This is a genomic window from Pseudomonas sp. BF-B-26 (assembly GCF_019956495.1).
Classification (GTDB): Bacteria; Pseudomonadota; Gammaproteobacteria; order Pseudomonadales; family Pseudomonadaceae; genus Aquipseudomonas.
Genome location: NZ_JAHBDP010000072.1, coordinates 39,440 through 64,242, shown reverse-complemented (window position 1 = coordinate 64,242; position 24,803 = coordinate 39,440). Strand labels below are relative to the sequence as shown.

The following is a 24,803-nucleotide window of genomic DNA, read 5'->3' as shown; positions in this document are numbered from 1 at the left end:
ACAGCGGTGCGTTCTATTAAGTAATTCTTCACCCGCGGGGAGCTGAACGCTAATCGCCATGAGCGCCATTGAATCTGCTTTTTTGAATCTGGCTTACCCTCCGCAGCTCGATCTGGGGCCGCAGCTCACGCACGAACAATTGCTCAGCTCAATGCAGTCGACGATGGCGCGCCACAAGGGCGGGCCGGTGTGGCTGTTCGCTTACGGTTCGCTGATCTGGCGTCCTGAATGTGCAGCGGTGGAGCGAGTGCGGGGTCGTGTGCATGGCTACCATCGCGGTTTGTATTTGTGGTCCCCCGAACATCGCGGCACACCCGAAGTGCCTGGGCTGGTGTTCGGCCTGGATCGCGGTGGTTCTTGCAGCGGCTTCGCCTATCGCTTGCCTGAAGAACAACTTGAAGCCTCTCTTTACGCACTTTGGCAGCGCGAAATGCCATTCCCGTCCTATCGCCCACACTGGCTCAACTGCCGTCTTGAAGACGGAAGTCAGGTTCAGGCGTTGGGGTTTGTATTGGAGCGGCATCTGCCCAGCTATGCGGGCAACTTGCCGGATCACGTGCTGAGCCACGTGTTCGAAAACGCTTGCGGGCGTTACGGCACCACTCGCGATTATGTCGAGCAGACCGCCCACGCCCTGCGTAGCCACGCCATGCCAGACCGGAATCTGGAGGCGCGGCTCAAGCGCTGCAAATCAACGGCCGATCAGGCGATTGCTTCGCGGCTCTGACTGGCGACTTGTTTGTGCCACAGCGTCGGCGCCAGGAAGGCCATCGCCAGCAGGCACGCGCCGATCAGCAAGATGAAACCGCCATCCCAGCCGAAGTGGTCCACGGTGTAGCCCATCGCTGCACTGGCCGCGACCGACCCCCCCAGATAACCGAACAGACCCGTGAAGCCCGCTGCCGTACCGGCGGCTTTCTTCGGTGCCAATTCCAGTGCTTGCAGGCCGATCAGCATCACCGGGCCGTAGATCAGGAAGCCGATCGAGATGAGCGCGATCATGTCGACTGTCGGGTTGCCCGCCGGGTTGAGCCAATACACCAGGGTCGCAACAGTCACCAACGCCATGAACACCATGCCGGTCAGGCCACGGTTGCCACGGAAGATCTTGTCCGACATCCAGCCACAGAGCAGCGTGCCCGGAATACCTGCCCATTCGTAGAAGAAGTAGGCCCACGAGGTCTTATCCACGGTGAAGCCCTTGGCTTCCTTGAGGTAGGTCGGTGCCCAGTCCAGCACGCCGTAGCGCAATAGGTAGACGAAGACGTTGGCCAGGGCGATGTACCAGAGCATTTTGTTGCGCAGCACGTATTTGACGAAGATTTCCTTGGCGCTGAATTCTTCTTCGTGGCTGGCGTCGTAGCCTTCCGGGTAGTCGTTCTTGTACTTTTCGATGGGCGGCAGGCCCACCGATTGCGGGGTGTCACGCAGGGTGACGAAGGCAAACACCGCTACCGCCATGGCGACCGCCGCCGGCACGTAAAACGCTGCATGCCAGTCATTGAACAGGCCCATGCCGAGCAGGAACAGCGGACCGATCAGGCCGCCACCCACGTTATGCGCCACGTTCCACAAGGACACTACGCCACCGCGTTCCTTCTGCGACCACCAGTGCACCATCGTCCGCCCACTCGGCGGCCAGCCCATGCCCTGAGCCCAGCCATTGATAAAGAGCAGGATGAACATGATGGTCACGCTGGACGTCGCCCAGGGCGCGAAACCGAAAATGAACATCACACCGGCCGATACCAACAGGCCGAAGGGCAGGAAGAAGCGCGGATTGGAGCGGTCGGACACGATGCCCATCAGGAACTTGGACAGGCCGTAGGCAATGGCGATGGCCGACAGCGCCAAGCCCAGTTCGCCGCGGGTATAACCCTCTTCGATCAGATAGGGCATGGCCAGGGAGAAGTTTTTGCGCAGCAGGTAATAGCCGGCGTAGCCGATAAAAATACCGGCGAAGATCTGCCAGCGAAGGCGCCGGTAGGTGTTGTCTATTTTTTCTTCAGGCAATGGAGCCTGATGTGCGGCAGGACGAAAGAAAGCAAACATTCAAGAGCTCCAGATTTCTTGTTTTGACTGCGGATGCGAATGTTACAGTTTCGTTACCGAAAATAGCACCGGTTCGCATTGGTCAAATAGCGGAAATGTTGGAGATTGCATGTTCTTTTATGAACATGTCGCTCAGGTATAACTGTAGGGCGTTGTAGGAAGCGTTACTTGCAGGTCTTCATGCCGCATTTCGCTCCAGGGTAGGACGAGGCTTTGGGAAATGTCCTTCGATTGGATGGGAAGTAAGCGGCCTGACAACTTGATGTTGAAGTCCAGACCGCTTCATTGGGCTCAGCGAACCTGAACCACCACTTTCCCAACCGCTTTGCGCTGGCCAAGATCATTGATTGCCTGTGCCGCATTGCTCAGTGGATACACCTGCGACACCAGCGGTTTCAACTTGCCCTCGGCAAACCAGCCAAACAATTGCTGGAAGTTCGCCGCGTTGTCTTGAGGCTGGCGCTGGGCGAACGAGCCCCAGAACACACCCACCACCGCTGCGCCTTTGAGCAGCGCGAGGTTCACAGGGAGTTCGGGGATGCGTCCGCTGGCGAAGCCGACTACCAGGAGACGGCCGTTCCACGCGATGGCGCGGATGGCCTGGTCGAACAGATCGCCGCCGACCGGGTCGTAGATCACATCGGCGCCCTGGCCATCGGTCAGGCGCTTGATTTCGTCCTTGAGACTGGTTTCGCTGTAGTTGATCAACTCATCGGCACCGGCGGCTTTGGCCACTGCGAGTTTTTCGGCGCTGCTGGCGGCGGCGATCACCCGGGCACCCATGGCTTTGCCGATTTCTACAGCGGCCAGACCGACACCACCGGAAGCGCCGAGTACCAGCAAGGTTTCCCCCGGTTGCAGGTTGCCCCGTTGTTTGAGCGCGTGCATCGAAGTGCCGTAAGTCATGCTGAACGCGGCGGCGGTGTTGAAATCCATCGATGGCGGAATGGGCAGCACGTTGTAGCCCGGCACCGCGACCTGTTCGGCGAAACTGCCCCAGCCGGTCAGCGCCATGACCCGGTCGCCGACCTTGAGGTGGCTGACCTTTTCGCCTACTTCGCTGACTACGCCAGCCGCTTCGCCGCCCGGGGAAAACGGGAAGGGCGGCTTGAACTGATATTTGCCCTCGATGATCAGCGTGTCCGGGAAATTCACCCCGGCGGCGTGCACGTCCAGCAGGATTTCATTCTTCTTCGCGACAGGACTGGCGACGTCTTCCAGCACCAGCGATTCGGCAGGGCCGAAGGCTTTGCACAGCACGGCTTTCATCAGGGCTATTCCTTTGGGAGTGATGGCCGATAAGTGTAGGTGTGTGAGTCGATGGGTCAACGAGCATGCCCGGCCCTGATAGTCAGCCATAAGCTTGTGCTTGAGCGGCGGGTCGTTATGCTAGGCCGCAAACCGGATAAGGAGCGAATTGTGAAAGCGTGGATCATGTTGTTACTGGCCCTGTCTCTGCCTGTGGCAGCGATGGCCGAAGAAGCCAAAGAAGGTGCAGCGCCGAAGGTCAATTACATCACCCTGAGCCCGCCGTTCGTGGGCAACTACGGGCTGGACGGGACGCCGAAGCTCAAGGTCTACAAGGCCGATGTGGCGTTGCGAGTAACCGGTGATGAGGCGACCAAACTGGTGAAAGCCAATGAGCCGTTGATTCGTAATCAACTGGTGGCGTTGTTTGCCCAGCAGACCACTGAAGCGATGAACAACGTCGAGGCCAAGGAAAAGCTGCGTCAGGAAGCCCTCAAGCAGACCCAGCAAATCATGAACGACGAAACCGGCAGCCCGGTGGTCGAGGATCTGTTGTTCAACAACCTGATCATCCAGTAATGCTGGATCCGTAAGAGCAAAGCTTGCTCGCGATAGCGCCCCCCACAAGGACCGCCATCGCCGGCAAGCCGTGCTCCTGCATTCAGGACGCCAGACTCTTGCGAAACCGCATCAGCGCAATCGCAAAGAACAGCAGCCCAATGATCGTGAGCGCCAGTAAGTCCGGCCAGACCACGCTCAGCCCGGCGTCGCGAAACAATATCGCGGCGCTGAGGCTGACGAAGTGCGTCGATGGCGACCCCTGCATGACCCATTGCAGCCATTGCGGCATGCTGTCGAGTGGCGTACTGCCGCCAGAGAGCAGCAACATCGGGATAATTACCGGAATCGCCAACAAGCCGAACTGCGGTGTCGAACGGGCGAGGGTCGCGAGGAATATTCCCAGGGCTGTGCTGGCGAACAGATAAACCGCAGTCACCAGCAAAAATAAGGTCATCGAGCCGGCCAGTGGCACGCCGAGCGCGCCTTTGACGATCACTTCCAGCGACAGCCAGGTGCACAGCACCACCACCAGCATGTTGCTCCAGATTTTCGCCAGCATGATTTCCAGCGCCGTCAGCGGCAGCACCAGCAAATGGTCGAGGGTGCCGTGTTCGCGCTCGCGCAGCAGCGCCGTGCCGGTCAGGATGATGGCGAGGATGGTGATGTTGTTGACGATCTGAATGACGGCCAGAAACCAGCCGCCCTCCAGATTCGTATTGAACAGCGAGCGGGTGGTCAGCAGGACTGGCGCTTTACTCGCCACATCGCTCTGGCCGCTGTAATTCAACAATTCGCGCTGGAAAATCCGCCCTATGTAACCCGCGCCCATGAACGCCTGGCTCATGGCCGTGGCGTCGACATTCACTTGCATGGCAGGCTGGCGACCAGCCAACAAATCCGTCTGAAAGTTCGCCGGCACGTTGATCACAAACGTGTACTGGCCGCTGTCCATGACCTGATCGAGTTGCCCATAAGGCAGCAAGACCGGGCGTTGAAACTCCGGCGGTTGCAGCGCCTGCGCCAGTTGTCGCGACACTAGGCTGTGATCTTCGTCCACGATAGCCACGCTGGCGTTATGCACACCAATCACAGAGCCGGCAGCCGGCATATAGATCGCCACCGTGAATGCGTAGAAAAGGAACAGCAGCAGGACGCTGTCATGCCGCAGGCTGGTGAGTTCCTTGAGACCCAGGCGCAGGATGTGCGCGAGCTTGTGCATCAGGCCTCCTGCTTTTTCAGCATGACCAGGCTGAGCCCGGTGAACCCGAGAAAGAACCCGAACAGCGCCAGACATTGTGGCCAAAGCTGCCGTATATCCAGGGCCTTGGTGAAAGTGCCTACCGCGATATCGAGAAAGTGACCCGCGGGGAACAGCATGCCCATCACGGATGCCGCACCCTCCAGGGACGAGCGCGGCACGATCAGCCCGGAAAACTGGATGGTCGGCAAGCTGGTGATGATCATGGTGCCGAGGATGGCAGCGATCTGGGTTCGGGTGAACGCCGAGATCAGCAGGCCCATGCTGGTCGTTGCCAGCACATAAAGCAGTCCACCAAAGGTCAGGGTCAGGAAGCTGCCCTTGAACGGCACACCGAACAGCCACCGGTTCATCGCGGCCAGCACCGCGAGGTTGATCAGGCTGATTGCCAGATACGGTGCCTGTTTGCCCAGCAGGAATTCGAGACGGGTCAGTGGCGTGGCGTAGAAGTTGGTGATCGAACCCAGTTCTTTCTCCCGTACGATGCCCAGCGCTGTCAGCATTGCCGGGATGAACGCCAGGATCAGCGCCATGACGCCGGGGCCGATGGCGTTAACGCTGACAACGTCCTGGTTGTAGCGGAAGCGGGTTTCCAGTCGGGCGGCTGCTTGGCGGTTCAGCGCGGGGCTGCTCTGTTCGGCCAGTTGTTCAATATTGGCCAGGTGCACGGCCTCGACGTAGTTGCGGCTGGTCTCGGCACGAAACGGCATGCCACCATCGAGCCAGGCAGCCACAGCCGGTTGACGCCCGGCGTACAAGTCCCGGCCAAAACCCGGCGCAATCTCAAGTGCCAGTTTGATTTCAGAGCGCTGAAGGCGGCGATGCAGCTCCTTGGCATCGCGGATGGAGGGTTGTTCGTCGAAGTACCGAGAACCGCGAAAGGCTTCCAGATACGCGCGGCTCTGCGGCGTCTGATCCTGATCGTAGACAGCGAAGGCGAGTTTCTCTACGTCCAGGGAAATGCCGTAGCCGAAGATCACCATCATGAAAATTGCCCCGAGCAGGGCAAAGGCCATCCGCACTTTGTCGCGCAGCAGTTCCTTACCCTCACGACTTGCTACCGCCATCAGGCGCCCGAGACTGAAGCCGCGATCTTTCTTGGGCATGGCCGGCATGACGGGCGCATTCGCAGGCTCTGGAGGTTTCGGCGGTTCAGCGGTGTCCTGGGCTTGCTCCAGGCAAGTGACAAAGGCAGCTTCCAGTGTTTCGCCCTTGAACTGTTGTTGCAGTGCTGGCGGTGTATCGCAAGCCAGTACCTTGCCGGCGTGCATCAACGAGATGCGATCGCAACGTTGGGCTTCGTTCATGAAATGGGTGGAGAGGAAGATGGTCACACCTTGTTCACGGGACAACTCGATCAGCAGTCGCCAAAAGTCGTCCCGCGCCGCCGGGTCGACGCCGGAAGTCGGTTCGTCGAGGATCAATACTTCCGGGCGATGCAACACCGCCACCGCCAGGGACAGACGTTGGCGCAAGCCCAAAGGCAGCGCCCCGGACTGCTGATCGCAAACGCTGCCCAGATTGAAGCGCTGGATCAGCTCATCGATGCGTTGTGTGCTTTGGGTTGTGGGCAAATCGAACAGGCGCGCGTGCAAGTCCAGGTTCTGCCGCACGCTGAGTTCGCCATACAGCGAAAAGCTCTGGGACATGAACCCGACCCGTTTGCGGGTGGCCAGGTCCTTGGCATTCACCGGGTTACCCAGCAGCGTGGCACTGCCTTCACTGGCGGGTATCAGCCCAGTGAGCACTTTCATCGTGGTGGTTTTGCCGCAGCCGTTGGAACCGAGGAAGCCAAAGATTTCGCCGCGACCGATGGCAAAACTGACCTTGTCTACAGCAGTGAAATCGCCGAAGCGCAGGGTCAGATCGTGGGCTTCGATAGCGATATCGGTGGTGGTGCCGGTTCGAGGCGGGATCATCAGAGGCTGATTGTCGTGGCTGCTGTCGCCCTGATAGTGGGTGAAGGCTTCGTCGAGTTTGCCGCTGGTTGTGACTGCCCGTAATTCCTTGCTTAACCCGGTGGCAATCAGCTTGCCGCCATCGAGCATCAGGCAATGCTCGAACTGCTCGGCCTCCTCCATATACGCGGTGGCAACCAGCAGTGTCAGTTGTGGACGCTGGCGCCGCACATCGTCAATCAGTTCCCAGAAATGCCGACGGGACAGGGGATCGACGCCGGTTGTCGGTTCATCGAGGATCAGCAGATCCGGCTCATGGATCAACGCACAGCACAGGCCCAGCTTCTGCTTCATGCCGCCGGACAGTTTGCCGGCCGGGCGGTCGGCAAAGCGCAACAGGTCGGTAGCCAGTAACAGATTGTGCATGCGCTGATCGCATTCAGCTTTTGACAGGCCGAACAGGGTGGCGAAAAAGTGGATGTTTTCGCTGATCGACAACTCGGGGTAAAGGTTGCCCCCCAGGCCTTGGGGCATGAAAGCGATGCGCGCGTAGAGGGTGTTGCGATGGCGGCGATCCTGGATCGAGCCGCCGAGCACCTCCAACTGGCCTTGTTGCAGCGTTTTCACCCCGGCGATCAGCCCCAGCAGGCTCGATTTGCCGGCGCCATCGGGGCCGATCAACCCGCAACGGGTTCCAGCGGGCAGGCTGAACGTGATGTCACTCAGCGCCTGTTGTTTGCCGTAGCGATGATTGATGCCGGTCGCTTGAACCGCCTGGCCGGTCATTGCAGATTGGCCGGCCAACCAACGGAAGTGGTGCGTACATAGCCGGCACCGGGCATGCCGGGTTTGGCCTGCGGCATGGCACTGGGATCCGTCAGGCGTAACTTGACGCGGAACACCAGTTTTTGCCGCTCATCGCGGGTCTCGACTTCTTTGGGGGTGAATTGCGACTTGGCTGCCACAAAGCTGATTTTCGCCGGCAGTGGGCGGTCGGGCAGGGCATCGAGCAAAATCCGCGCTTCATCGCCCACCGCCAGGCGTCCAGTCACGGAGGCCGGGAGGTAGAGGTTCATGTATTGATCGTTCGGGTCGATCAGCAGTAATACGCGTCCGCCAGCACCCAACACTTCGCCGGGTTCGGCCATGCGCAGCTGGATCACTCCGTCGATAGGCGCTCGCAAACTGCTGTCGTCGATTTCGCTGGTCAACATCGCGACCTGGGCTTGTGCCGCACCAATCGCGGCGCCAACGGCCGATACCTGGGCCCGAGACGCGGCGACCGCAGCGATACCGGTGTCGAGGCGCGCCTGCTGTTGATCGATAATCTGGCCACTGACGAAACCGTGTTTGAACAGTTCCTGAGAGCGCTTGAGTTCCTGCTGGGCCAGCAGTTGCTCGCTCTGGCGCAATTGCACGTTGGCTTGTGCAGCGTTGAGGTTTTCCCGGGCGCGCAACACTTCAGCTTCGGCCTGGTTGCGTTGGGCTTCAAGGGTGCGGGTGTCCATGCGGGCCAGCAATTGGCCCTTGGTGACCTTGTCGCCTTCATCGACAAGTACCTCTGCCAGTCGCCCCGATGTCTTGCTGGCGATCTGCACTTCGGTGGCTTCGAGACGGCCGTTGCCGACATACAAACCTTCGGGCAACCGGTCATGCATCGACTTCCAGTAGCCAAAACCACCGGCGGCCAGCAGCAGTACCATTAAAGCGCTGGCGAAAAAAATCGAAGAGCGACTGTGCGTAGACATGCGGGCATCCTGCGGCTGTTGCGTCCTAGTCTGGTTGATCGAGCGCCGAGGCGCGTTGATACCAGTCAACTGTGGGCCAAGCCTAACCCTGTTCGGCGCAGAAAAGAGGGTGACCGGGTGGTTCTGCTGTATTTAACGTAAATCGAGCACCGCCGCCCATTGCTCGGCCGTCACCGGCATCACCGACAGTCGCGAGCCTTTCTGCACCAGCGGCATCTCGGCCAGCGCTGTTTGTTGTTTCAGGTAATCGAGTTTCAGGACTTTCGTGAACGTTTCGACGTGGGCCACATCGATCGCGCTCCAGGCGTTTTTCTCTGCCGTGGCCTTGGGATCGTAGTAAGGGCTCTCCGGCTCCAGCGCTGTCGGGTCCGGATACGCGGCTTCGACGATCTTCCCGATCCCGGCGATCCCCGGTTCGGGGCAGCTGGAGTGATAGAAGAAAAACTCGTCGCCCACCGCCATGGCCCGCAGAAAATTACGTGCCTGATAGTTGCGAACCCCGTCCCAGCGCGCCTTGCCAAGCGTCTCCAGGCCCTTGATCGAGAGTTCGTCGGGCTCGGATTTCATTAGCCAATAAGCCATGGTTTTTGCTCCTTGCGAAGTGGGTGGGCAAGTTGTCGGGGAATTTTATGACAAACCGACGGTCGGTTGACGCCAGCGTTTGCGTGTCGGTTCACGTTGTCGCAAAATGCCGGCCTTCTAAGCTTGACGCTGCTGCACGGCCTACACCTACAACGGAAACCGCTGCTGTCATCGTGTTGATGTGCCTTTGGGGGGCAATCGATGAAACGCAAACCGGATTTACTATGGATTTTGGTTATTTTGTTCGGCCTCGGCGTCGTGACCACTGGCTATGCCCAAAGCCTGTGGAGCAACAAGACCGACGCTCCGATCGAAATCGCGCAGCAACAACAGCCATCGGCCTTCAAACGCTGAAACTGTCTTCGGACGCCGCTGATTCCAGTGGCGTCTAGCCGGCGAAATACCACGCCTTGTCTGTCACCGTTCCCTGTAACGGCACATCCCAGCTCGCTTGAGCCAATCGTTCGACCTTCTGACATTCATGGGCCAGCCCCAATAGCGTCGGCTTGCGCCAGTTTTTGCGCCGCGCCAGGTACGCCAGGCTCCGGTCGTAGAAACCACCGCCCATCCCAAGACGTCCGCCGACATCGTCAAACCCCACCAGCGGCAGCAACACCAGATCCAGCGCCCAGACTTTGCGTTGCCGTGCGAGATTGTGCATGGGTTCGAGAATACGAAACCGGTTGGGTTTCAGCTTCTCGCCGGGGCGAATTCGCTGGAACACCATTTTGGTTCGTGGCCAGGCGCTGAGCACCGGCAGATAAGTTGCCTTGCCCCGGCGTTGAGCGGCACGCAGCAAAACACGCGGGTCGATTTCACCGTCGGTGGGCAGATACAGGGAAATATGTTTTGCGCGGCGAAACAGCGGTTGCTGGGCCAATTGCTTGTACAGCCCGCGAGCGGCCTGGCGTTGCTGACTGGGCGTCAGTGCGCGGCGGGCCTTGCGCAGCATGCGTCGAAGTTGCGGGCGGGGCAGCAGCGCAGGTTCGGTCATGGATTCGGGCTTCAGAAGGGTAAGTACATAAAGCGTACCCGTAAAAAAGCCGATGCCGGTATTTAAACCGGCATCGGACTGGAATCAGGCTCCCCGGATGAACCGCTGCTGACTTAGCCCTTGAACCCGAAAGTTCAAGGTGGAAGATGCAGTAGGCTTTAAGGCTTTCCGTCTAGCGGACATGCACACCAGCCCAACGTGCAACTTCCAGGGTAGTGCGAATCGGCTCAGGGACGTGGTCAACTGGCAAGCACCCCAGGGAGTGATGCGAGTATACCCCAAGCGGTTTCGCGTTTCAGCCCTTGGTGACGTCCGGATCGGTTGCGAGCACCAGATCGACGCGATCCAGCAGGTCGCGAACCTGCTCACGGGTCGAGCCGCTGGCCTGTACATCCGGGCGTTCTTCCTTGTGCAGGAGATCGTGGGTGATGTTCAGGGCGGCCATCACGGCGATGCGATCGGCGCCGATGACTTTGCCGCTGCTGCGGATTTCGCGCATCTTGCCGTCCAGGTAACGGGCGGCGCTCACCAGGTTGCTGCGTTCTTCCTGGGGGCAGATGATCGAATATTCTTTATCGAGGATCTGCACGGTAACGCTATTGCTTGAACTCATGAGTCTTGCTCCAGGGCCTTGAGGCGCGAAATCATTGATTCGACCTTACGCCGGGCGATTTCGTTCTTTTCAATGAGGTGAGCGCGTTCCTCGCGCCAGGTCTTTTCCTGAGCTAATAGGAGTCCGTTTTGACTCTTTAGTTGCTCGACGCGGCTAATTAGCAGTTCGAGTCTGGCCATCAGCGCTTGCAGGTCGGTGTCTTCCATTGTGTCCACTGAAAATGTGTCAGATGGGTGGTAGCTGGCGGACAGCCTTTAATAGTCTTGGCGAGTCTGTCGATGTAGGATACAGGCCTTCATTCTAGACATAGCGCCGTCTGGCGCCTAGCTGCCCATGCCCATTCAGAATTCCCCGTACCAAGCCTTCGCCAAACTGCTGACTTCCAGCGGTCATAACGTCTCGCCTGCCGAACTGCATGGCCTGTTGCTCGGCCGCAGTTGCGCCGGAGCCGGTTTCGATGCCGAAGGCTGGCTGATCGATGCCGCCGAGCTGCTCGAAAGCGAGCCGCAGGATAATGTCCGCAACGCCTTGATCGGCTTGCAGGAGATGGTCAAGGGCGAGCTCACTGGCGACGACGTGACCGTCGTTCTACTGCTGCCGACCGATGACGAGCCACTGGCTGACCGTGCCGCCGCACTGGGCCAATGGTGCCAGGGTTTCCTCAGCGGTTTCGGCCTGAACTGCCGTGACAGCAGCATGCTGAGCACCGAGGCCACCGAAGTGCTTCAGGACCTGGCGGCTATTTCGCAGGTGCAAGACGCCCTGGAGGAGTCCGACGACGGCGAAAGCGATTACATGGAAGTGATGGAGTACCTGCGCGTCGCGCCGCTGCTGCTGTTCACCGAAAACAAAAAGCCGGACGCGCCGGCTGCCGCCAAACCGTCGTTGCATTAATCGCGTGAAAGGGAAAGCCATCTGCCCATGATTCATATCCCGAAATCGGAATACAGCCGTCGCCGCAAGGCCCTGATGGCGCAGATGGAACCCAACAGCATCGCCATCCTGCCCGCCGCCGCCGTTGCGATCCGCAACCGCGACGTCGAGCACGTCTACCGTCAGGACAGCGACTTCCAGTACCTCAGCGGTTTTCCCGAACCTCAGGCGGTCATCGTTTTGATGCCGGGGCGTCTGCATGGCGAATACATACTGTTCTGCCGTGAACGCAATGCCGAACGGGAGTTGTGGGACGGCCTGCGCGCCGGGCAGGAAGGCGCGATCCGCGACTTTGGCGCCGACGACGCCTTCCCCATCACTGACATCGACGACATCCTGCCGGGCCTGATCGAAGGCCGCGACCGGGTGTATTCGGCCATGGGCAGCAACCCGGAATTCGACCGACACCTGATGGACTGGATCAACGTGATCCGCTCTAAAGCGCACCTCGGCGCCCAGCCGCCGAACGAATTCGTTGCCCTGGATCATCTGCTTCACGACATGCGCCTGTATAAATCGGCGGCAGAAGTGAAGGTGATGCGCGAAGCCGCACGGATTTCCGCACAGGCACACATCCGCGCGATGCAGGCCAGTCGTGTGGGGCTGCATGAGTTCAGCCTCGAAGCCGAACTCGACTACGAGTTTCGCAAGGGCGGGGCGAAAATGCCGGCCTACGGTTCGATCGTCGCCGCTGGGCGCAACAGCTGCATCCTGCATTACCAGCAGAATGACGCGGTGCTCAAGGACGGCGATCTGGTGCTGATCGATGCCGGTTGCGAGATCGACTGCTACGCCAGCGACATCACCCGCACCTGGCCGGTCAACGGCAAGTACTCAGCGGAACAGAAGGCAATCTACGAATTGGTGCTGGCGTCGCAAGAAGCTGCGTTTGCGGAAATCGCCCCGGACAAACACTGGAATCAGGCCCACGAAGCCACAGTCCGGGTGATTACCGCCGGTCTGGTGAAGTTGGGTCTGTTGCAGGGCGACGTCGACGAGTTGATCGCCAGCGAAGCCTATAAAGCGTTCTACATGCACCGCGCCGGCCACTGGCTGGGCATGGATGTACATGACGTTGGCGAATACAAGGTCGGCGGCGAATGGCGTGTATTGGAAGTCGGCATGGCGCTGACCGTGGAACCGGGCATCTACATTGCCCCGGGCAACCAGAACGTAGCGAAGAAATGGCGCGGCATTGGCGTGCGCATCGAGGACGACGTAGTGGTCACCAAAAGCGGCTGTGAAATCCTGACCAAAGGCGTGCCGAAAACGGTCGCCGAGATCGAGGCCTTGATGGCCGCCGCGCGGGCACAAGCGGCATGAGTCGAGTCAATCTGGCAATCATCGGTGGTGGTCTGGTCGGCGCCAGCCTGGCGTTGGCGTTGCAGGCCGGGGCCAAGGCTCGTGGCTGGAAGATCGTGCTGATCGAGCCGTTTGCCCCCGGCGATACTTATCAACCGAGCTATGACGCCCGTTCCTCGGCGTTGTCCTACGGTGCCAAGCAGATTTATCAACGCCTGGGCGTGTGGCAGGAAATCTCCCGCCGCGCCGAGCCGATCAAACAGATTCATGTCTCCGACCGTGGACGCTTCTCCACCGCGCGGTTGTCGGCGATGGAAGAGGGCGTTCCGGCGCTGGGTTATGTGGTGGAAAACGCCTGGCTCGGCCAATGCCTCTGGCAGGGGCTGGACAAGGACGTGATCAGCTGGCGTTGCCCGGCGGAAGTCACGCGCATGGAGCCGCTGATCGATGGCTATCGCCTGACCCTCAACGACGAAACCACGCTGGAATGCGAGCTTGCGGTGCTGGCTGATGGCGGCCGTTCCGGCCTGCGCGAGCAACTGGGGATCGGCATCAAAAAGCGCCCGTATAACCAGAGCGCGTTGATCGCCAACATCACGCCGAGTGAAGCGCACAACGGCATGGCCTTCGAGCGTTTCACCGATGACGGGCCGATGGCCTTGTTGCCGTTGCCGGAAAACCGCTGCGCACTGGTCTGGACCCGATTGGGGATGGACGCGCAACGGCTGGCGGCCCTCGATGAAAAGAGCTTTCTCAGCGAGTTGCAAGGCGTGTTCGGTTATCGCCTCGGCACTTTGAAGCAGGTTGGCGCGCGGCATTTGTACCCGCTGACATTGATCGAGGCCGAGGAGCAGGTGCGTCCGCACCTGGCGATTCTCGGCAATGCTGCTCACAGCCTGCACCCGATTGCCGGGCAAGGTTTCAATCTGTCTTTACGTGATGCTCAAGCGCTGGCCGATGCATTGCTGGCCAGCGAAACATCTCCCGGCGACTTTGCGACCTTGCAGGCCTACCGCGAGCGTCAGCGTCTGGATCAGAACCTGACCGTGGGCTTCTCCGATCAGGTCACCCGTTTGTTCGGCAGTACTCAACCATTGGTTTCCCTGGGCCGCAGTATCGGTCTGCTCGGGCTGGACCTGTTGCCGCCGGCCAAACGCTGGTTCGCGCGACAGGCCATGGGTTTGGGTACGCGTCCCGATGCTTAAGTGGCTCGGCAGCTTCTACCTGCCGAACCTCGGCGCCGGCACTTTGGTTAAATCCCTTTATAGGCGGCTCAAGCCGCAAGCGAGACAGGCTTAAAGCATGGAAATGCGCGCAGATCTGCTGATTGTCGGGGCCGGAATGGTCGGCAGCGCCCTGGCGCTGGCGTTGCAGGACAGCGGGCTGGAAGTCCTGCTGCTGGACGGCAGCCCCATGAGCGTCAAACCCTTCGATGTTCAAGCTTCGTTCGAGCCGCGAGTGAGCGCCTTATCGATTGCCAGCCAGCGGATTCTTGATCGTCTGGGCGTCTGGGACGGCATCGCCAAACGGCGCAGCAGCCCCTACACCGACATGCAGGTCTGGGACGGCAGCGGCACCGGGCAAATCCATTTTTCGGCAGCCAGTGTGCATGCCGACGTGCTGGGGCATATCGTCGAGAACCGCGTGGTTCAGGACGCCTTGCTCGACCGCTTGCACGACTGCGATCTCGGCATGTTGGCCAACGCGCGCCTGGAGCAAATGCGTCGTTCCGGCGATGACTGGCTGCTGACCCTGGCCGATGGCCGCACCTTGCGCGCACCTTTGGTGATCGCAGCGGATGGCGCCAATTCCGCCGTTCGGCGTCTGACCGGCATGGCGACGCGCGAGTGGGACTACCTGCACCACGCGATTGTCACCAGCGTGCGCAGCGCCAAACCTCATCAACTGACCGCGTGGCAGCGCTTCACCGACAACGGTCCGCTGGCGTTTTTGCCGCTGGAGCGTGACGGTCAACAGGATTGGTGTTCGATCGTCTGGTCGACCACCCCGAGCGAAGCCGAGCACCTGATGGCGCTGGATGACGACGGTTTCTGCAAAGAACTGGAGCGGGCCTTCGAAGGCCGACTCGGCAAGGTGCTCAGCGCCGACCCGCGTCTGTGCGTACCGCTGCGCCAGCGTCATGCCAAGCGCTATGTAGCTGAAGGTTTGGCGTTGATCGGTGATGCGGCGCACACCATTCACCCCTTGGCCGGGCAGGGCGTGAACCTTGGTTTTCTCGATGCCGCCGTGCTGGCCGAAGTGCTGTTGCAAGCGGCCACGCGTGGCGAACGTCTGGCGGATGTGAAAGTGCTCAGCCGTTACGAACGTCGGCGCATGCCCCACAACTTGGCGTTGATGGCGGCGATGGAAGGCTTCGAGCGCCTGTTCCAGGCTGATCCGTTGCCGATTCGCTGGTTGCGCAATGCCGGGTTGAAGATGGTCGACCAAATGCCCGAAGCCAAGGCCCTGTTCGTGCGTGAGGCGCTGGGGTTGACCGGGGATCTGCCGGCACTCGCCAAGGCCTGAGATTTTCGTTGGGGCTGATGGCCCCTTCGCGGGCAAGCCCGCTCCCACAAGGATTCGGGTGATCACAACATTATGTGTGAACACTGGAGATCCCTGTGGGAGCGGGCTTGCCCGCGAAAGGGCTGGTACATCCACCACATATTCCAGCCTGTGCAACATCTGGTAACTCCTCTACAAACAGTTCGATTGAGAAGCTAAATGTGAGTCCATATCATTTGGCTTCAATTTTTCAATCGAGAGATCGCTCCCATGTTGGCACCGAAGCGTCTACTGACCGCGCTCGCCCTGACCCTGATTGGCAGCACTGCTGCCCAGGCCGCTGACGAGGTGGTGGTTTACTCCTCGCGTATCGACGAGCTGATCAAGCCGGTCTTCGATGCCTACACCGCGAAAACCGGCGTGCAGGTGAAGTTCATCACCGACAAGGAAGCGCCGCTGATGCAGCGGATCAAGGCCGAGGGCGAGAACGCCACCGCGGACCTGCTGCTGACCGTCGATGCCGGCAACCTCTGGCAAGCCGAGCAAATGGGCATCCTGCAACCGTTTACGTCCAAGGTGATCGACGCCAACATCCCGTTGCAATACCGCTCATCCGCCCATGCCTGGACAGGCCTGAGCCTGCGGGCGAGGACCATCGCTTACTCCACCGATCGAGTGAAACCCGGTGAGTTGACCACCTACGAAGGTCTGGCCGACAAGAACTGGGAAGGCCGCCTGTGCCTGCGCACGGCGAAGAAGGTCTACAACCAGTCCCTGACCGCCACCATGATCGAAGTCCATGGCGCCGAAAAAACCGAGAAGATTCTCAAGGGCTGGGTGAATAACCTGTCCACCGATGTGTTCTCGGATGACATCGCGGTGCTGGAGGCCATCAACGCGGGTCAATGCGACGTCGGCATCGTCAACACGTACTACTACGGTCGTCTGCACAAGCAGAAGCCTGATCTGGCCGTGAAGCTGTTCTGGCCAAACCAGGGTGACCGTGGCGTGCACGTGAACCTGTCGGGCATCGGCTTGACCAAACATGCTCCGCACCCGGAAGCGGCCAAGGCCTTGGTGGAGTGGATGACCACACCTGAAGCACAGAAGATCTTTGCTGACGTGAACCAGGAATTCCCGGCCAACCCTGCGGTTCAGCCTTCTGCAGAAGTGGCGAGCTGGGGCAAGTTTGTGGCTGATACCTTGCCGGTGGAAATTGCCGGCAAGCGTCAGGCGGAAGCGATTCGCATGATGGATCGGGCAGGCTGGAACTGAGTCCACTGTGCTGAGAGTGCTTCCCTAGTGGTGAGTGGGGTTCCTGTGGCGAGGGGGTTTAGCGAAACGTCGCACCGCCCCGTTCGGCTGCGAAGCAGTCGTAAAATCGATAAACGCATTAGTAACTGATTCAATTTGGTTGAATGGTTTTGGGGCTGCTGCGCAGCCCAACGGGGGTAAACCCCCTCGCCACAAAGCGCCGTGTCGCTCCCATATTTTCTAGAGAATCTCCTTGGCCCACCCCGCCCAACGCCGCTGGTACCCCCTGGTCTTCGCCATCGCTGCGCTGGTCCTGCTGCCCCTCAGCGTTTTGCTGTTGTCATGGCAAACCATCGATCATCAAATCTGGTCCCACCTCTGGGATACCCAGATGCCGCGCCTGCTGGGCAATACCCTGACCCTGGTACTCGGTGTCGGTATCGGCGTGACGCTCTTGGGCGTTAGCCTGGCCTGGCTCACCAGCCTCTGCGAATTCCCCGGTCGGCGTTGGCTGGACTGGGCGCTGATGCTGCCATTCGCCATTCCCGCCTACGTGCTGGCATTCGTCTTCGTCGGCCTGTTGGATTTTGCCGGCCCCGTGCAAACCCTGTTGCGCGAATGGTTCGGCTCGGGCTTGAGGTTGCCGCGCGTGCGCTCCACCGGCGGCGTGATTCTGGTGCTGGTGCTGGTCTTCTATCCCTACGTTTACCTGTTGGCGCGAACCGCGTTCCTGGCTCAGGGCAAAGGCTTGATGGAAGCGGCGCGAGTCCTGGGGCAATCCCCGTGGCAAGCGTTCTGGCGAGTCGCGCTGCCCATGGCGCGCCCGGCCATCGGCGCTGGCGTGGCGCTGGCGTTGATGGAAACCCTGGCGGATTTCGGTGCGGTGTCGGTGTTCAATTTCGACACGTTCACGACCGCCATCTACAAGACCTGGTACGGATTTTTCAGCCTCTCCACCGCCGCGCAACTGGCCAGCCTGTTGCTGCTGGTGGTGATGGTCGTGCTGTACGGCGAGCGCCGTGCTCGCGGGGCCAACCGGGCGAGTAACGAACGACCACGGGTCAAGGCGCTGTATCACCTGCGCGGTTTCAAGGCGCTGGCGGCCATGAGTTGGTGCGGTCTGGTATTCGCCTGCGCTTTCGTCATTCCAGTGCTTCAACTGGTAGCGTGGTTCTGGCAGCGCGGGCGCTTTGACCTGGATGAGCGTTACGCGGGGCTGATCGTCCATACGTTGTACCTGGGCGGCATGGCGGCGCTGATTACAGTCAGTGTTGCTTTAGTGCTGGCGTTTGCCCGGCGTCTGGCCCCGACCCGCGCGATCCGCTCCGGCATCAGCCTGGCCAATCTCGGCTACGCCTTGCCAGGCTCGGTGCTGGCGGTGTCGATCATGCTGGCGTTCAGTTACCTGGACCGCGAACTGGTGATCCCGTTGTCGGGTTGGCTGGGGGGCGCCGGCAAGCCATTGCTGCTGGGCAGCCTGTCGGCGTTGTTGCTGGCCTATCTGGTGCGTTTCATCGCGGTGGCTTATGGGCCGCTGGAAAGCAGTCTGGCGCGAATACGGCCATCTTTGCCCGAAGCGGCACGTAGCCTTGGCGTCAGTGGGCCACAACTGTTTTTCAAAGTGTATCTGCCGTTATTGCTGCCAGGAACGTTGAGTGCCGCGTTGCTGGTGTTCGTCGATGTGCTCAAGGAAATGCCCGCGACCCTTCTGATGCGCCCGTTTGGCTGGGACACGCTGGCGGTACGGATCTTCGAAATGACCAGCGAAGGCGAGTGGGCGAGGGCCTCGCTGCCGGCACTGACCCTGGTTTTGGTCGGGCTGTTACCGGTCATCGGATTGATTCGACGTTCAGCGCATCGAAACGCCTAGGTGTCAGTCCTACACCTTGAGGCTACAATGCGCGGCATTCGGTGCGGTCCGTCCTACGGACCAGGTAGCTGAAATCGGCTGAAAGCCTTCTATTTCAAGGCTTTCACCCCGTGCAGCACCGGCCCGCACCTTCGCCACGCCCGGAAGGAGAAACCCATGGGACTGCGCACGCCTCTGTATGACCTTCATCTCGCCCTCGGCGCGAAGATGGTCGATTTTGGCGGTTGGGATATGCCTTTGCATTACGGCTCGCAGGTCGAGGAACACCATCAGGTGCGCCGCGATTGCGGGGTTTTCGATGTATCCCACATGACCGTGATCGATGTCAGCGGCCCTCAGGCCAAGGCCTGGCTCCAGCATTTGCTGGCCAATGACGTCGAACGTCTGCACAGCCCTGGCCGTGCCTTGTACAGCACCATGCTCAACGAGCGCGGCGGCATCGTCGACGACATGATTGTCTACCGTCTCGAGGAGGGTTATCGGCTGGTGGTCAACGCCTCCACCCGCAATCAGGACCTCGCCTGGATGCAGGCTCACCTCGAGGGTTTCAAGGTGCAGCTCAACGAGCGCTCCGAGTTGGCGATGCTGGCCATTCAAGGTCCCCACGCCCGGCACAAAATCTCCGAACTGGTGACCCAGTCCCGCGGCAACCTGATTCAGATGCTCAAGCCCTTCGAAGGCCAGGCCGATGGTGACTGGTTTATCGCACGCACGGGTTACACCGGCGAAGATGGCCTGGAAATCGTTCTGCCAGCCAATCAAGCGCCAGGATTCTTCAACGATCTGGTGGGCGCGGGCATCTCACCGATCGGCCTCGGGGCGCGCGATACGCTGCGGGTCGAAGCCGGTATGAACCTCTACGGCCAGGACATTCATCAAGACGTTTCACCACTGGCCTCCAACATGGCCTGGAGCATTGCGTGGGAACCGGCCACTCGCCAGTTTATCGGTCGCAGCGCTCTTGAAGCCGAGCGGGCGGGTGGCGTGCAGCACAAACTGGTCGGTCTGGTCCTTGAGGAGCGTGGGGTTTTGCGCGCTCATCAAGTCGTCCGCATCGCCAATGTTGGCGAAGGGGAGATCACCAGTGGTAGTTTCTCTCCTACGCTTAGCAAGTCGATTGCACTGGCGCGCGTGCCGATGGCGACAGCCGACCGCGCAGAAGTGGAAATCCGTGGCAAGTGGTACCCGGTCCGAGTGGTCAAACCGACCTTCGTACGCCATGGCAAAACCTTGATCTAACCTTTTTTGGCGGGCAACGACCGCTGACAATTCTCTTGAGGACACAGAACATGAGCGATATTCCTGCCGACCTGCGTTTTGCCGAAAGTCACGAGTGGGCCCGTCTCGAAGCCGATGGCAGCGTTACCGTGGGCATCAGCGATCACGCTCAGGAAGCCTTGGGCGACGTGGTGTTCGTTGAGCTGACCGAAGTCGGAACAGTCTTCGCTGCCGGTGATCAGTCCGGTGTGGTGGAGTCGGTTAAAGCCGCTTCGGACATCTACTCCCCGGTGGCCGGTGAAGTGATTGCGATCAACGAAGAACTGAGCGCCAACCCTGAGCTGCTCAACTCCGACCCGTACGGTGCCTGGATCTTCAAGCTCAAGCCAAGCAACGCGGCTGACCTGGACACGCTGCTGGACGCCGCCGGCTACAAGGCTGCCATCGGCGAATAATCGTCGCCTTGCGAAATCTATGTGGGAGCGAGCCTGCTCGCGAAAGCGGTGTGTCAGCAAACAGTTATGCCAACTGACACTCCCACTTCGCGAGCAGGCTCGCTCCCACAGGGTCTATGGATTTAGCACTGACTTCACCGCTGCGACTGACCGCTCAACATCCGCTTTGGTCATGGCGGTGAACATCGGCAGTGAAACGATCAGGCGACCGACCCGCTCGGCGACCGGGAACATGCCCTCCTTGAACCCGCGTTCGCGGTAAAGACTCAGCAGGTGAATCGGCGGGTAGTGATAGCCGATACCAACCCCCAGTGCCTGCATCTGCTCCATGAAAGTAGCCCGTGCCGGTTGGCCATCCCTGCGCTCAGGCAGCACCAGCTGAAACAAATGCCAGTTGCTGTTCTCGAAATCCGCCGGGGGCAGTTGAGCCCCATACAACGCTTCGAAATCCTCACCGAAACAAGCGAAATAGTGCCTGGCCAGTTCACGGCGATGCGCTGTGATTGCATCGATGTGAGCAAATTGCCCAAGGCCGATGGCCGCTGCAACGTCGGTCATGTTGAACTTGCCGCCCAGCACATCGACATCCAGACCATCGAAGCCGCTACGGGTGACGCCCTGTAAACGGTACTTTTGCGCCAGTTGCACTTCCTCGTCATTGTTCAATACCAGGCAACCGCCCTCTGACGAGGTGACGTTTTTGTTTGCCTGGAAACTGAAGGACACGAAATCGCCGGTCGAGCCAATGCGCTGGCCGTTCCAGCTCGAACCCAAGGCTTGCGCGGCGTCTTCGACAATCCGCAATCCGTGTTTTTTGGCGATCGCATACAACCGGCTCATGTCCACCGGCAAACCGGCGAGGTACACAGGAATGATCGCTTTGGTGCGCGGGGTGATTGCCGCTTCCAGCTGATCCAGATCGAGGTTGCGGGTGATCGGGTCAATGTCGGCAAACACCGGCGTAGCGCCGACTTCCAGAATGACGTTGGCGGTGGCCACCCAGGAAATCGGCGTGGTGATCACTTCATCGCCCGGCCCGATACCGGCAATGCGCAAGGCGATCTCCATGGTGCAGGTGCCGGAATTGAAGGTGCGCACCGGGCGCCCACCGAAATACTCCGAGAGTTGTTGTTCAAAGGCCTGAACCTTGGGGCCGCTGGTAATCCAGCCCGAGCGTAATACGTCACCCACAGCGGCAATCGTGGCTTCGTCGATGGTGGGTTTGGAGAATGGCAGGAAAGGCAGTTGGCTCATAAATACAGTCACCTGATCAGCGGACATTGGGCAGATGCCGAGCATTCTGATCCGCAATGATCGTTGGCGCCAATCCATCCGCTCGGGTATCGACTGCTATGCTGGTTTGACCGTGTTGCATCGACGTTGAGCGCCAGTCAAGAGAGAGCCCGTCATGTCCCAGTTGCCGTCCTTGAGCCAGTTACGCGACCCTAATGCCTTCCTTCGCCGCCACCTCGGGCCCGATGACGCCGAGCAACAGGCGATGCTCGACAGCCTCGGCCTCGGCAGCCGGGTCGAGTTGATCGAGCAGACGGTGCCGCCAGGAATCCGCCTGAACAGGCCGCTCGACCTGCCACCCGCCCTCGATGAAGAAGCCGCGCTGGCCAAACTGCGTGGTTACGCCGAGCAAAACCAGGTCTGGACCAGCCTGATCGGCATGGGCTACCACGGCACCCTCACGCCGGCCGTCATTGTGCGCAACGTGCTGGAAAATCCCGGTTGGTACACCGCGTACACACCCTATCAACCAGAGATCGCCCAAGGGCGGCTCGAAGCGCTGCTGAACTTCCAGCAATTGACCATCGACCTCACGGGCCTGGAACTGGCCAACGCCTCGCTGCTGGACGAAGCCACGGCGGCGGCGGAAGCCATGGCACTGGCCAAGCGTGTCGCCAAGTCCCGAAGCAATCTGTTCTTCGTCGACGAAAACTGTCATCCGCAGACCATTTCCGTGGTGCAGACCCGAGCACAAGGGTTCGGCTTCGAGCTGATCATCGACTCTGTGGATAACTTGAAACAGCACCAGGTGTTCGGCGCGCTCCTGCAATACCCCGACACCCACGGCGAGATCCGCGATCTTCGTCCCTTGATCGATCATCTGCATGCGCAGCAAGCCTTGGCGTGTGTCGCCACCGATCTGCTGAGTCTGCTGTTGCTGACGCCGCCAGGGGAGTTGGGCGCCGACGTGGTGTTCGGTTCATCCCAGCGTTTCGGCGTGCCCATGGGTTACGGCGGCCCTCACGCGGCGTTTTTTGCCAGTCGCGATGAATACAAACGGGCGATTCCCGGGCGGATCATCGGCGTATCGAAAGATGCTCGCGGCAACGTCGCCCTGCGCATGGCCCTGCAAACCCGCGAGCAACATATCCGCCGGGAGAAAGCTAACTCGAACATTTGCACCGCGCAGGTGCTGCTGGCCAACATTGCCAGTTTCTATGCGGTCTACCACGGTCCGGAAGGGCTCAAACGCATTGCCCAACGCGTCCATCGGCTGACCAGCATCCTCGCCGCTGGCCTGGAGCGCCACGGCATCACCCGCCTCAACACACACTTTTTCGACACGCTGACGCTGGAAGTCGGTGGTACTCAGACCGCAATCATTGAAAGTGCCCAGGCCGCGCAGATCAATTTACGCATTCTCGGGCGTGGGCAGTTGGGGCTGAGCCTCGACGAAACCTCTGACGAATCCACCGTCGCGAAGTTGTTTGATGTGTTCCTCGGTTCCGATCATGGGCTTAACGTCGACGAACTGGACGCTGAAGCTCTTGTTTCCGGCATTCCCGCAGGTCTGCTGCGTACCTCGTCTTATCTGCGTCACCCGGTGTTCAGCGCCCATCACAGCGAAACCGAGATGCTGCGCTACCTCAAGCAACTGGAGAACAAGGACCTGGCGCTCAATCAATCGATGATCCCGCTGGGCTCCTGCACCATGAAGCTCAACGCCACCAGCGAGATGATCCCGATCACGTGGCCGCAGTTCGCCAACCTGCACCCGTTCGTGCCGAAAGAGCAGGCGGTCGGTTATTCGCTGATGATCGAAGAACTGGAGCGTTGGCTCTGCGCGATTACCGGTTTCGACGCGATCTGCATGCAACCCAACTCGGGCGCCCAAGGTGAGTACGCCGGGTTGCTGGCCATCCGCAAATATCACGAGAGTCGTCATGAGGGCGCGCGGGATATCTGCCTGATCCCGTCCTCGGCCCATGGCACCAACCCGGCTTCGGCGCAGATGGCCGGCATGCGCGTGGTGATCGTCGAATGCGACGAGGCGGGCAACGTTGATCTGGATGACCTCAAAGGCAAGGCCGCAGAGGCCGCAGACAAACTCGCCTGCCTGATGGCGACGTATCCTTCGACCCACGGTGTATACGAGGAAGGCATCAGCGAAATCTGTGAGGTTATCCACAGTCACGGTGGCCAGGTGTACATGGATGGCGCCAACCTCAACGCTCAGGTCGGACTGGCGCGCCCGGCGGACATTGGTGCCGACGTGTCCCACATGAACCTGCACAAGACTTTCTGCATCCCCCATGGTGGCGGCGGGCCGGGCATGGGGCCGATTGGTGTGCGCGCACATCTGGCCCCGTTCGTGGCCAACCATCCGGTGGTGCCGATCGACGGACCGCTGGCACAGAACGGCGCAGTCAGCGCGGCGCCTTGGGGCAGCGCGAGCATCCTGCCGATCAGCTGGATGTACATCGCGATGATGGGGCCGCAATTGGCGGATGCCAGTGAGGTGGCGATCCTCGCCGCGAATTACCTGGCGCAGCACTTGTCCGGGGCGTTCCCGGTGCTCTACACCGGGCGCAACGAGCGGGTGGCTCACGAATGCATTCTTGACCTGCGGCCACTCAAGACGCTGACCGGGATCAGCGAGGAGGACGTCGCCAAGCGGCTGATGGACTACGGCTTCCATGCGCCGACCATGTCGTTTCCGGTGCCGGGAACGTTGATGGTGGAACCCACCGAAAGTGAATCGAAGGCGGAGCTGGACCGGTTTATCGGGGCGATGCTGAGTATCCGCGCGGAAATCACCGAGGTGCAGAACGGCAACTGGCCGGCCGATGACAACCCGCTGAAACGTTCACCGCATACCCTGGCGGATATCACCGGAGTTTGGGAGCGGTCCTACAGCATCGCGCAGGCGGTTACGCCGGATGCTCACACCAAGGCGCACAAGTACTGGCCGGTGGTGAACCGGGTGGATAACGTTTACGGCGATAGAAACCTGTTCTGTGCCTGCGTGCCGGTGGACGATTACCGCTGAGACACCGTTTTGTATTCGGGCAAAAAAATG

General features: G+C 60.2%; 22 protein-coding genes and 1 other RNA gene. 12 read left to right on the top strand and 11 right to left on the bottom strand.

Features of this window, described 5'->3' with window-relative positions; genetic code table 11:
* The first annotated feature begins 58 nt into the window (after positions 1-58).
* Positions 59-727: a gamma-glutamylcyclotransferase gene (locus tag KGB03_RS14645; RefSeq protein WP_223527365.1), complete on the top strand. Its 669-nt coding sequence runs from the start codon at positions 59-61 to the stop codon at positions 725-727.
* On the opposite strand, the gene glpT is transcribed toward KGB03_RS14645, so the two are convergent.
* Together glpT and KGB03_RS14635 are read right to left on the bottom strand one after the other, a co-directional pair.
* Positions 703-2,052: a glycerol-3-phosphate transporter gene (gene glpT / locus KGB03_RS14640; protein WP_192408995.1), complete on the bottom strand. Its 1,350-nt coding sequence runs from the start codon at positions 2,050-2,052 to the stop codon at positions 703-705. The two genes, KGB03_RS14645 and glpT, sit on opposite strands and share 25 nt — an antisense overlap.
* 291 nt (positions 2,053-2,343) lie before the next feature.
* Positions 2,344-3,321, bottom strand: a complete 978-nt coding sequence (locus tag KGB03_RS14635) for an NADPH:quinone oxidoreductase family protein (protein WP_008150352.1) — start codon at positions 3,319-3,321, stop codon at positions 2,344-2,346.
* Between the two features lie 150 nt (positions 3,322-3,471).
* Here KGB03_RS14635 and KGB03_RS14630 point away from each other — a divergent pair, with 150 nt between their 5' ends.
* A complete protein-coding gene (locus KGB03_RS14630) occupies positions 3,472-3,879 on the top strand; it encodes a flagellar basal body-associated protein FliL (protein ID WP_111448353.1) in 408 nt (135 codons plus the stop codon).
* Positions 3,880-3,961: 82 nt separating this feature from the next.
* Here the strand turns inward: KGB03_RS14630 and KGB03_RS14625 are convergent, their stop codons facing one another.
* The 4 genes from KGB03_RS14625 to KGB03_RS14610 form a co-directional block, all read right to left on the bottom strand.
* Positions 3,962-5,080, bottom strand: coding sequence for an ABC transporter permease (locus KGB03_RS14625; protein WP_223527364.1), 1,119 nt, complete (start codon positions 5,078-5,080; stop codon positions 3,962-3,964).
* Positions 5,080-7,803 (bottom strand): ribosome-associated ATPase/putative transporter RbbA, encoded by a 2,724-nt coding sequence (rbbA, locus tag KGB03_RS14620; protein ID WP_223527363.1) that lies wholly within the window; start codon positions 7,801-7,803, stop codon positions 5,080-5,082. Before rbbA ends, KGB03_RS14625 begins: the two co-directional genes overlap by 1 nt.
* Positions 7,800-8,765, bottom strand: coding sequence for an HlyD family secretion protein (locus tag KGB03_RS14615; RefSeq protein WP_223527362.1), 966 nt, complete (start codon positions 8,763-8,765; stop codon positions 7,800-7,802). Before KGB03_RS14615 ends, rbbA begins: the two co-directional genes overlap by 4 nt.
* Before the next feature lie 132 nt (positions 8,766-8,897).
* On the bottom strand, positions 8,898-9,347 hold the full coding sequence (locus KGB03_RS14610; protein ID WP_218536638.1) for an EVE domain-containing protein: 450 nt from the start codon (positions 9,345-9,347) through the stop codon (positions 8,898-8,900).
* A 201-nt stretch (positions 9,348-9,548) separates the two neighbouring features.
* Between KGB03_RS14610 and KGB03_RS14605 the strand changes: the two genes are divergently transcribed.
* On the top strand, positions 9,549-9,701 hold the full coding sequence (locus KGB03_RS14605; RefSeq protein WP_008024268.1) for a hypothetical protein: 153 nt from the start codon (positions 9,549-9,551) through the stop codon (positions 9,699-9,701).
* 34 nt (positions 9,702-9,735) lie between these two features.
* On the opposite strand, the gene KGB03_RS14600 is transcribed toward KGB03_RS14605, so the two are convergent.
* From KGB03_RS14600 to KGB03_RS14585, 4 genes are all read right to left on the bottom strand, one after another.
* Entirely contained in the window at positions 9,736-10,341 is a 606-nt protein-coding gene (locus tag KGB03_RS14600) for a 5-formyltetrahydrofolate cyclo-ligase (protein ID WP_111448358.1), read from the bottom strand.
* 86 nt (positions 10,342-10,427) lie between these two features.
* A non-coding RNA gene (gene ssrS, locus KGB03_RS14595) (6S RNA) lies at positions 10,428-10,606 on the bottom strand.
* A gap of 30 nt (positions 10,607-10,636) precedes the next feature.
* On the bottom strand, positions 10,637-10,954 hold the full coding sequence (locus tag KGB03_RS14590; protein WP_007942435.1) for a cell division protein ZapA: 318 nt from the start codon (positions 10,952-10,954) through the stop codon (positions 10,637-10,639).
* On the bottom strand, positions 10,951-11,160 hold the full coding sequence (locus KGB03_RS14585) for a TIGR02449 family protein (protein ID WP_007942437.1): 210 nt from the start codon (positions 11,158-11,160) through the stop codon (positions 10,951-10,953). The genes KGB03_RS14590 and KGB03_RS14585 overlap by 4 nt, the downstream gene beginning before the upstream one ends.
* A gap of 127 nt (positions 11,161-11,287) precedes the next feature.
* Between KGB03_RS14585 and KGB03_RS14580 the strand changes: the two genes are divergently transcribed.
* The 8 genes from KGB03_RS14580 to gcvH all read left to right on the top strand — a co-directional run bounded on the left by KGB03_RS14580 (position 11,288) and on the right by gcvH (position 20,491).
* Positions 11,288-11,848 carry a YecA family protein gene (locus KGB03_RS14580; RefSeq protein WP_008150369.1) on the top strand — a complete coding sequence of 187 codons (561 nt, stop codon included), beginning with the start codon at positions 11,288-11,290 and terminating at the stop codon, positions 11,846-11,848.
* 27 nt (positions 11,849-11,875) lie between these two features.
* Positions 11,876-13,210, top strand: a complete 1,335-nt coding sequence (pepP, locus tag KGB03_RS14575; protein ID WP_223527361.1) for a Xaa-Pro aminopeptidase — start codon at positions 11,876-11,878, stop codon at positions 13,208-13,210.
* Entirely contained in the window at positions 13,207-14,394 is a 1,188-nt protein-coding gene (ubiH, locus tag KGB03_RS14570) for a 2-octaprenyl-6-methoxyphenyl hydroxylase (protein ID WP_223527360.1), read from the top strand. The genes pepP and ubiH overlap by 4 nt, the downstream gene beginning before the upstream one ends.
* Before the next feature lie 103 nt (positions 14,395-14,497).
* Positions 14,498-15,715: a 2-octaprenyl-3-methyl-6-methoxy-1,4-benzoquinol hydroxylase gene (locus KGB03_RS14565; protein WP_223527366.1), complete on the top strand. Its 1,218-nt coding sequence runs from the start codon at positions 14,498-14,500 to the stop codon at positions 15,713-15,715.
* A 249-nt stretch (positions 15,716-15,964) separates the two neighbouring features.
* Complete coding sequence (locus tag KGB03_RS14560) at positions 15,965-16,969, top strand: extracellular solute-binding protein (protein WP_192409007.1); 1,005 nt, start codon at positions 15,965-15,967, stop codon at positions 16,967-16,969.
* Between the two features lie 232 nt (positions 16,970-17,201).
* The gene (locus KGB03_RS14555; protein WP_223527359.1) at positions 17,202-18,818 is read left to right on the top strand and encodes an ABC transporter permease; all 1,617 of its coding nucleotides are present in this window, start codon (positions 17,202-17,204) and stop codon (positions 18,816-18,818) included.
* A gap of 156 nt (positions 18,819-18,974) precedes the next feature.
* A complete protein-coding gene (gene gcvT / locus KGB03_RS14550; RefSeq protein WP_192409011.1) occupies positions 18,975-20,057 on the top strand; it encodes a glycine cleavage system aminomethyltransferase GcvT in 1,083 nt (360 codons plus the stop codon).
* 50 nt (positions 20,058-20,107) lie between these two features.
* Positions 20,108-20,491 (top strand): glycine cleavage system protein GcvH, encoded by a 384-nt coding sequence (gene gcvH / locus KGB03_RS14545; RefSeq protein ID WP_008150389.1) that lies wholly within the window; start codon positions 20,108-20,110, stop codon positions 20,489-20,491.
* Positions 20,492-20,605: 114 nt separating this feature from the next.
* On the opposite strand, the gene KGB03_RS14540 is transcribed toward gcvH, so the two are convergent.
* Entirely contained in the window at positions 20,606-21,745 is a 1,140-nt protein-coding gene (locus tag KGB03_RS14540; protein WP_218536641.1) for a DegT/DnrJ/EryC1/StrS family aminotransferase, read from the bottom strand.
* Between the two features lie 154 nt (positions 21,746-21,899).
* Between KGB03_RS14540 and gcvP the strand changes: the two genes are divergently transcribed.
* Complete coding sequence (gene gcvP, locus KGB03_RS14535) at positions 21,900-24,773, top strand: aminomethyl-transferring glycine dehydrogenase (RefSeq protein WP_223527358.1); 2,874 nt, start codon at positions 21,900-21,902, stop codon at positions 24,771-24,773.
* The last annotated feature ends 30 nt before the right edge of the window (positions 24,774-24,803 follow it).

Bases quoted from the DNA above. Each gene is read 5' to 3' on its own strand.
- KGB03_RS14645 (WP_223527365.1), top strand. From the start codon at position 59: ATGAGCGCCATTGAATCTGCTTTTTTGAATCTGGCTTACCCTCCGCAG.
- glpT (WP_192408995.1), bottom strand. From the start codon at position 2,052: ATGTTTGCTTTCTTTCGTCCTGCCGCACATCAGGCTCCATTGCCTGAA.
- KGB03_RS14635 (WP_008150352.1), bottom strand. From the start codon at position 3,321: ATGAAAGCCGTGCTGTGCAAAGCCTTCGGCCCTGCCGAATCGCTGGTG.
- KGB03_RS14625 (WP_223527364.1), bottom strand. From the start codon at position 5,080: ATGCACAAGCTCGCGCACATCCTGCGCCTGGGTCTCAAGGAACTCACC.
- rbbA (WP_223527363.1), bottom strand. From the start codon at position 7,803: ATGACCGGCCAGGCGGTTCAAGCGACCGGCATCAATCATCGCTACGGC.
- KGB03_RS14615 (WP_223527362.1), bottom strand. From the start codon at position 8,765: ATGTCTACGCACAGTCGCTCTTCGATTTTTTTCGCCAGCGCTTTAATG.
- KGB03_RS14610 (WP_218536638.1), bottom strand. From the start codon at position 9,347: ATGGCTTATTGGCTAATGAAATCCGAGCCCGACGAACTCTCGATCAAG.
- KGB03_RS14605 (WP_008024268.1), top strand. From the start codon at position 9,549: ATGAAACGCAAACCGGATTTACTATGGATTTTGGTTATTTTGTTCGGC.
- KGB03_RS14600 (WP_111448358.1), bottom strand. From the start codon at position 10,341: ATGACCGAACCTGCGCTGCTGCCCCGCCCGCAACTTCGACGCATGCTG.
- KGB03_RS14590 (WP_007942435.1), bottom strand. From the start codon at position 10,954: ATGAGTTCAAGCAATAGCGTTACCGTGCAGATCCTCGATAAAGAATAT.
- KGB03_RS14585 (WP_007942437.1), bottom strand. From the start codon at position 11,160: ATGGAAGACACCGACCTGCAAGCGCTGATGGCCAGACTCGAACTGCTA.
- KGB03_RS14580 (WP_008150369.1), top strand. From the start codon at position 11,288: ATGCCCATTCAGAATTCCCCGTACCAAGCCTTCGCCAAACTGCTGACT.
- pepP (WP_223527361.1), top strand. From the start codon at position 11,876: ATGATTCATATCCCGAAATCGGAATACAGCCGTCGCCGCAAGGCCCTG.
- ubiH (WP_223527360.1), top strand. From the start codon at position 13,207: ATGAGTCGAGTCAATCTGGCAATCATCGGTGGTGGTCTGGTCGGCGCC.
- KGB03_RS14565 (WP_223527366.1), top strand. From the start codon at position 14,498: ATGCGCGCAGATCTGCTGATTGTCGGGGCCGGAATGGTCGGCAGCGCC.
- KGB03_RS14560 (WP_192409007.1), top strand. From the start codon at position 15,965: ATGTTGGCACCGAAGCGTCTACTGACCGCGCTCGCCCTGACCCTGATT.
- gcvT (WP_192409011.1), top strand. From the start codon at position 18,975: ATGGGACTGCGCACGCCTCTGTATGACCTTCATCTCGCCCTCGGCGCG.
- gcvH (WP_008150389.1), top strand. From the start codon at position 20,108: ATGAGCGATATTCCTGCCGACCTGCGTTTTGCCGAAAGTCACGAGTGG.
- KGB03_RS14540 (WP_218536641.1), bottom strand. From the start codon at position 21,745: ATGAGCCAACTGCCTTTCCTGCCATTCTCCAAACCCACCATCGACGAA.
- gcvP (WP_223527358.1), top strand. From the start codon at position 21,900: ATGTCCCAGTTGCCGTCCTTGAGCCAGTTACGCGACCCTAATGCCTTC.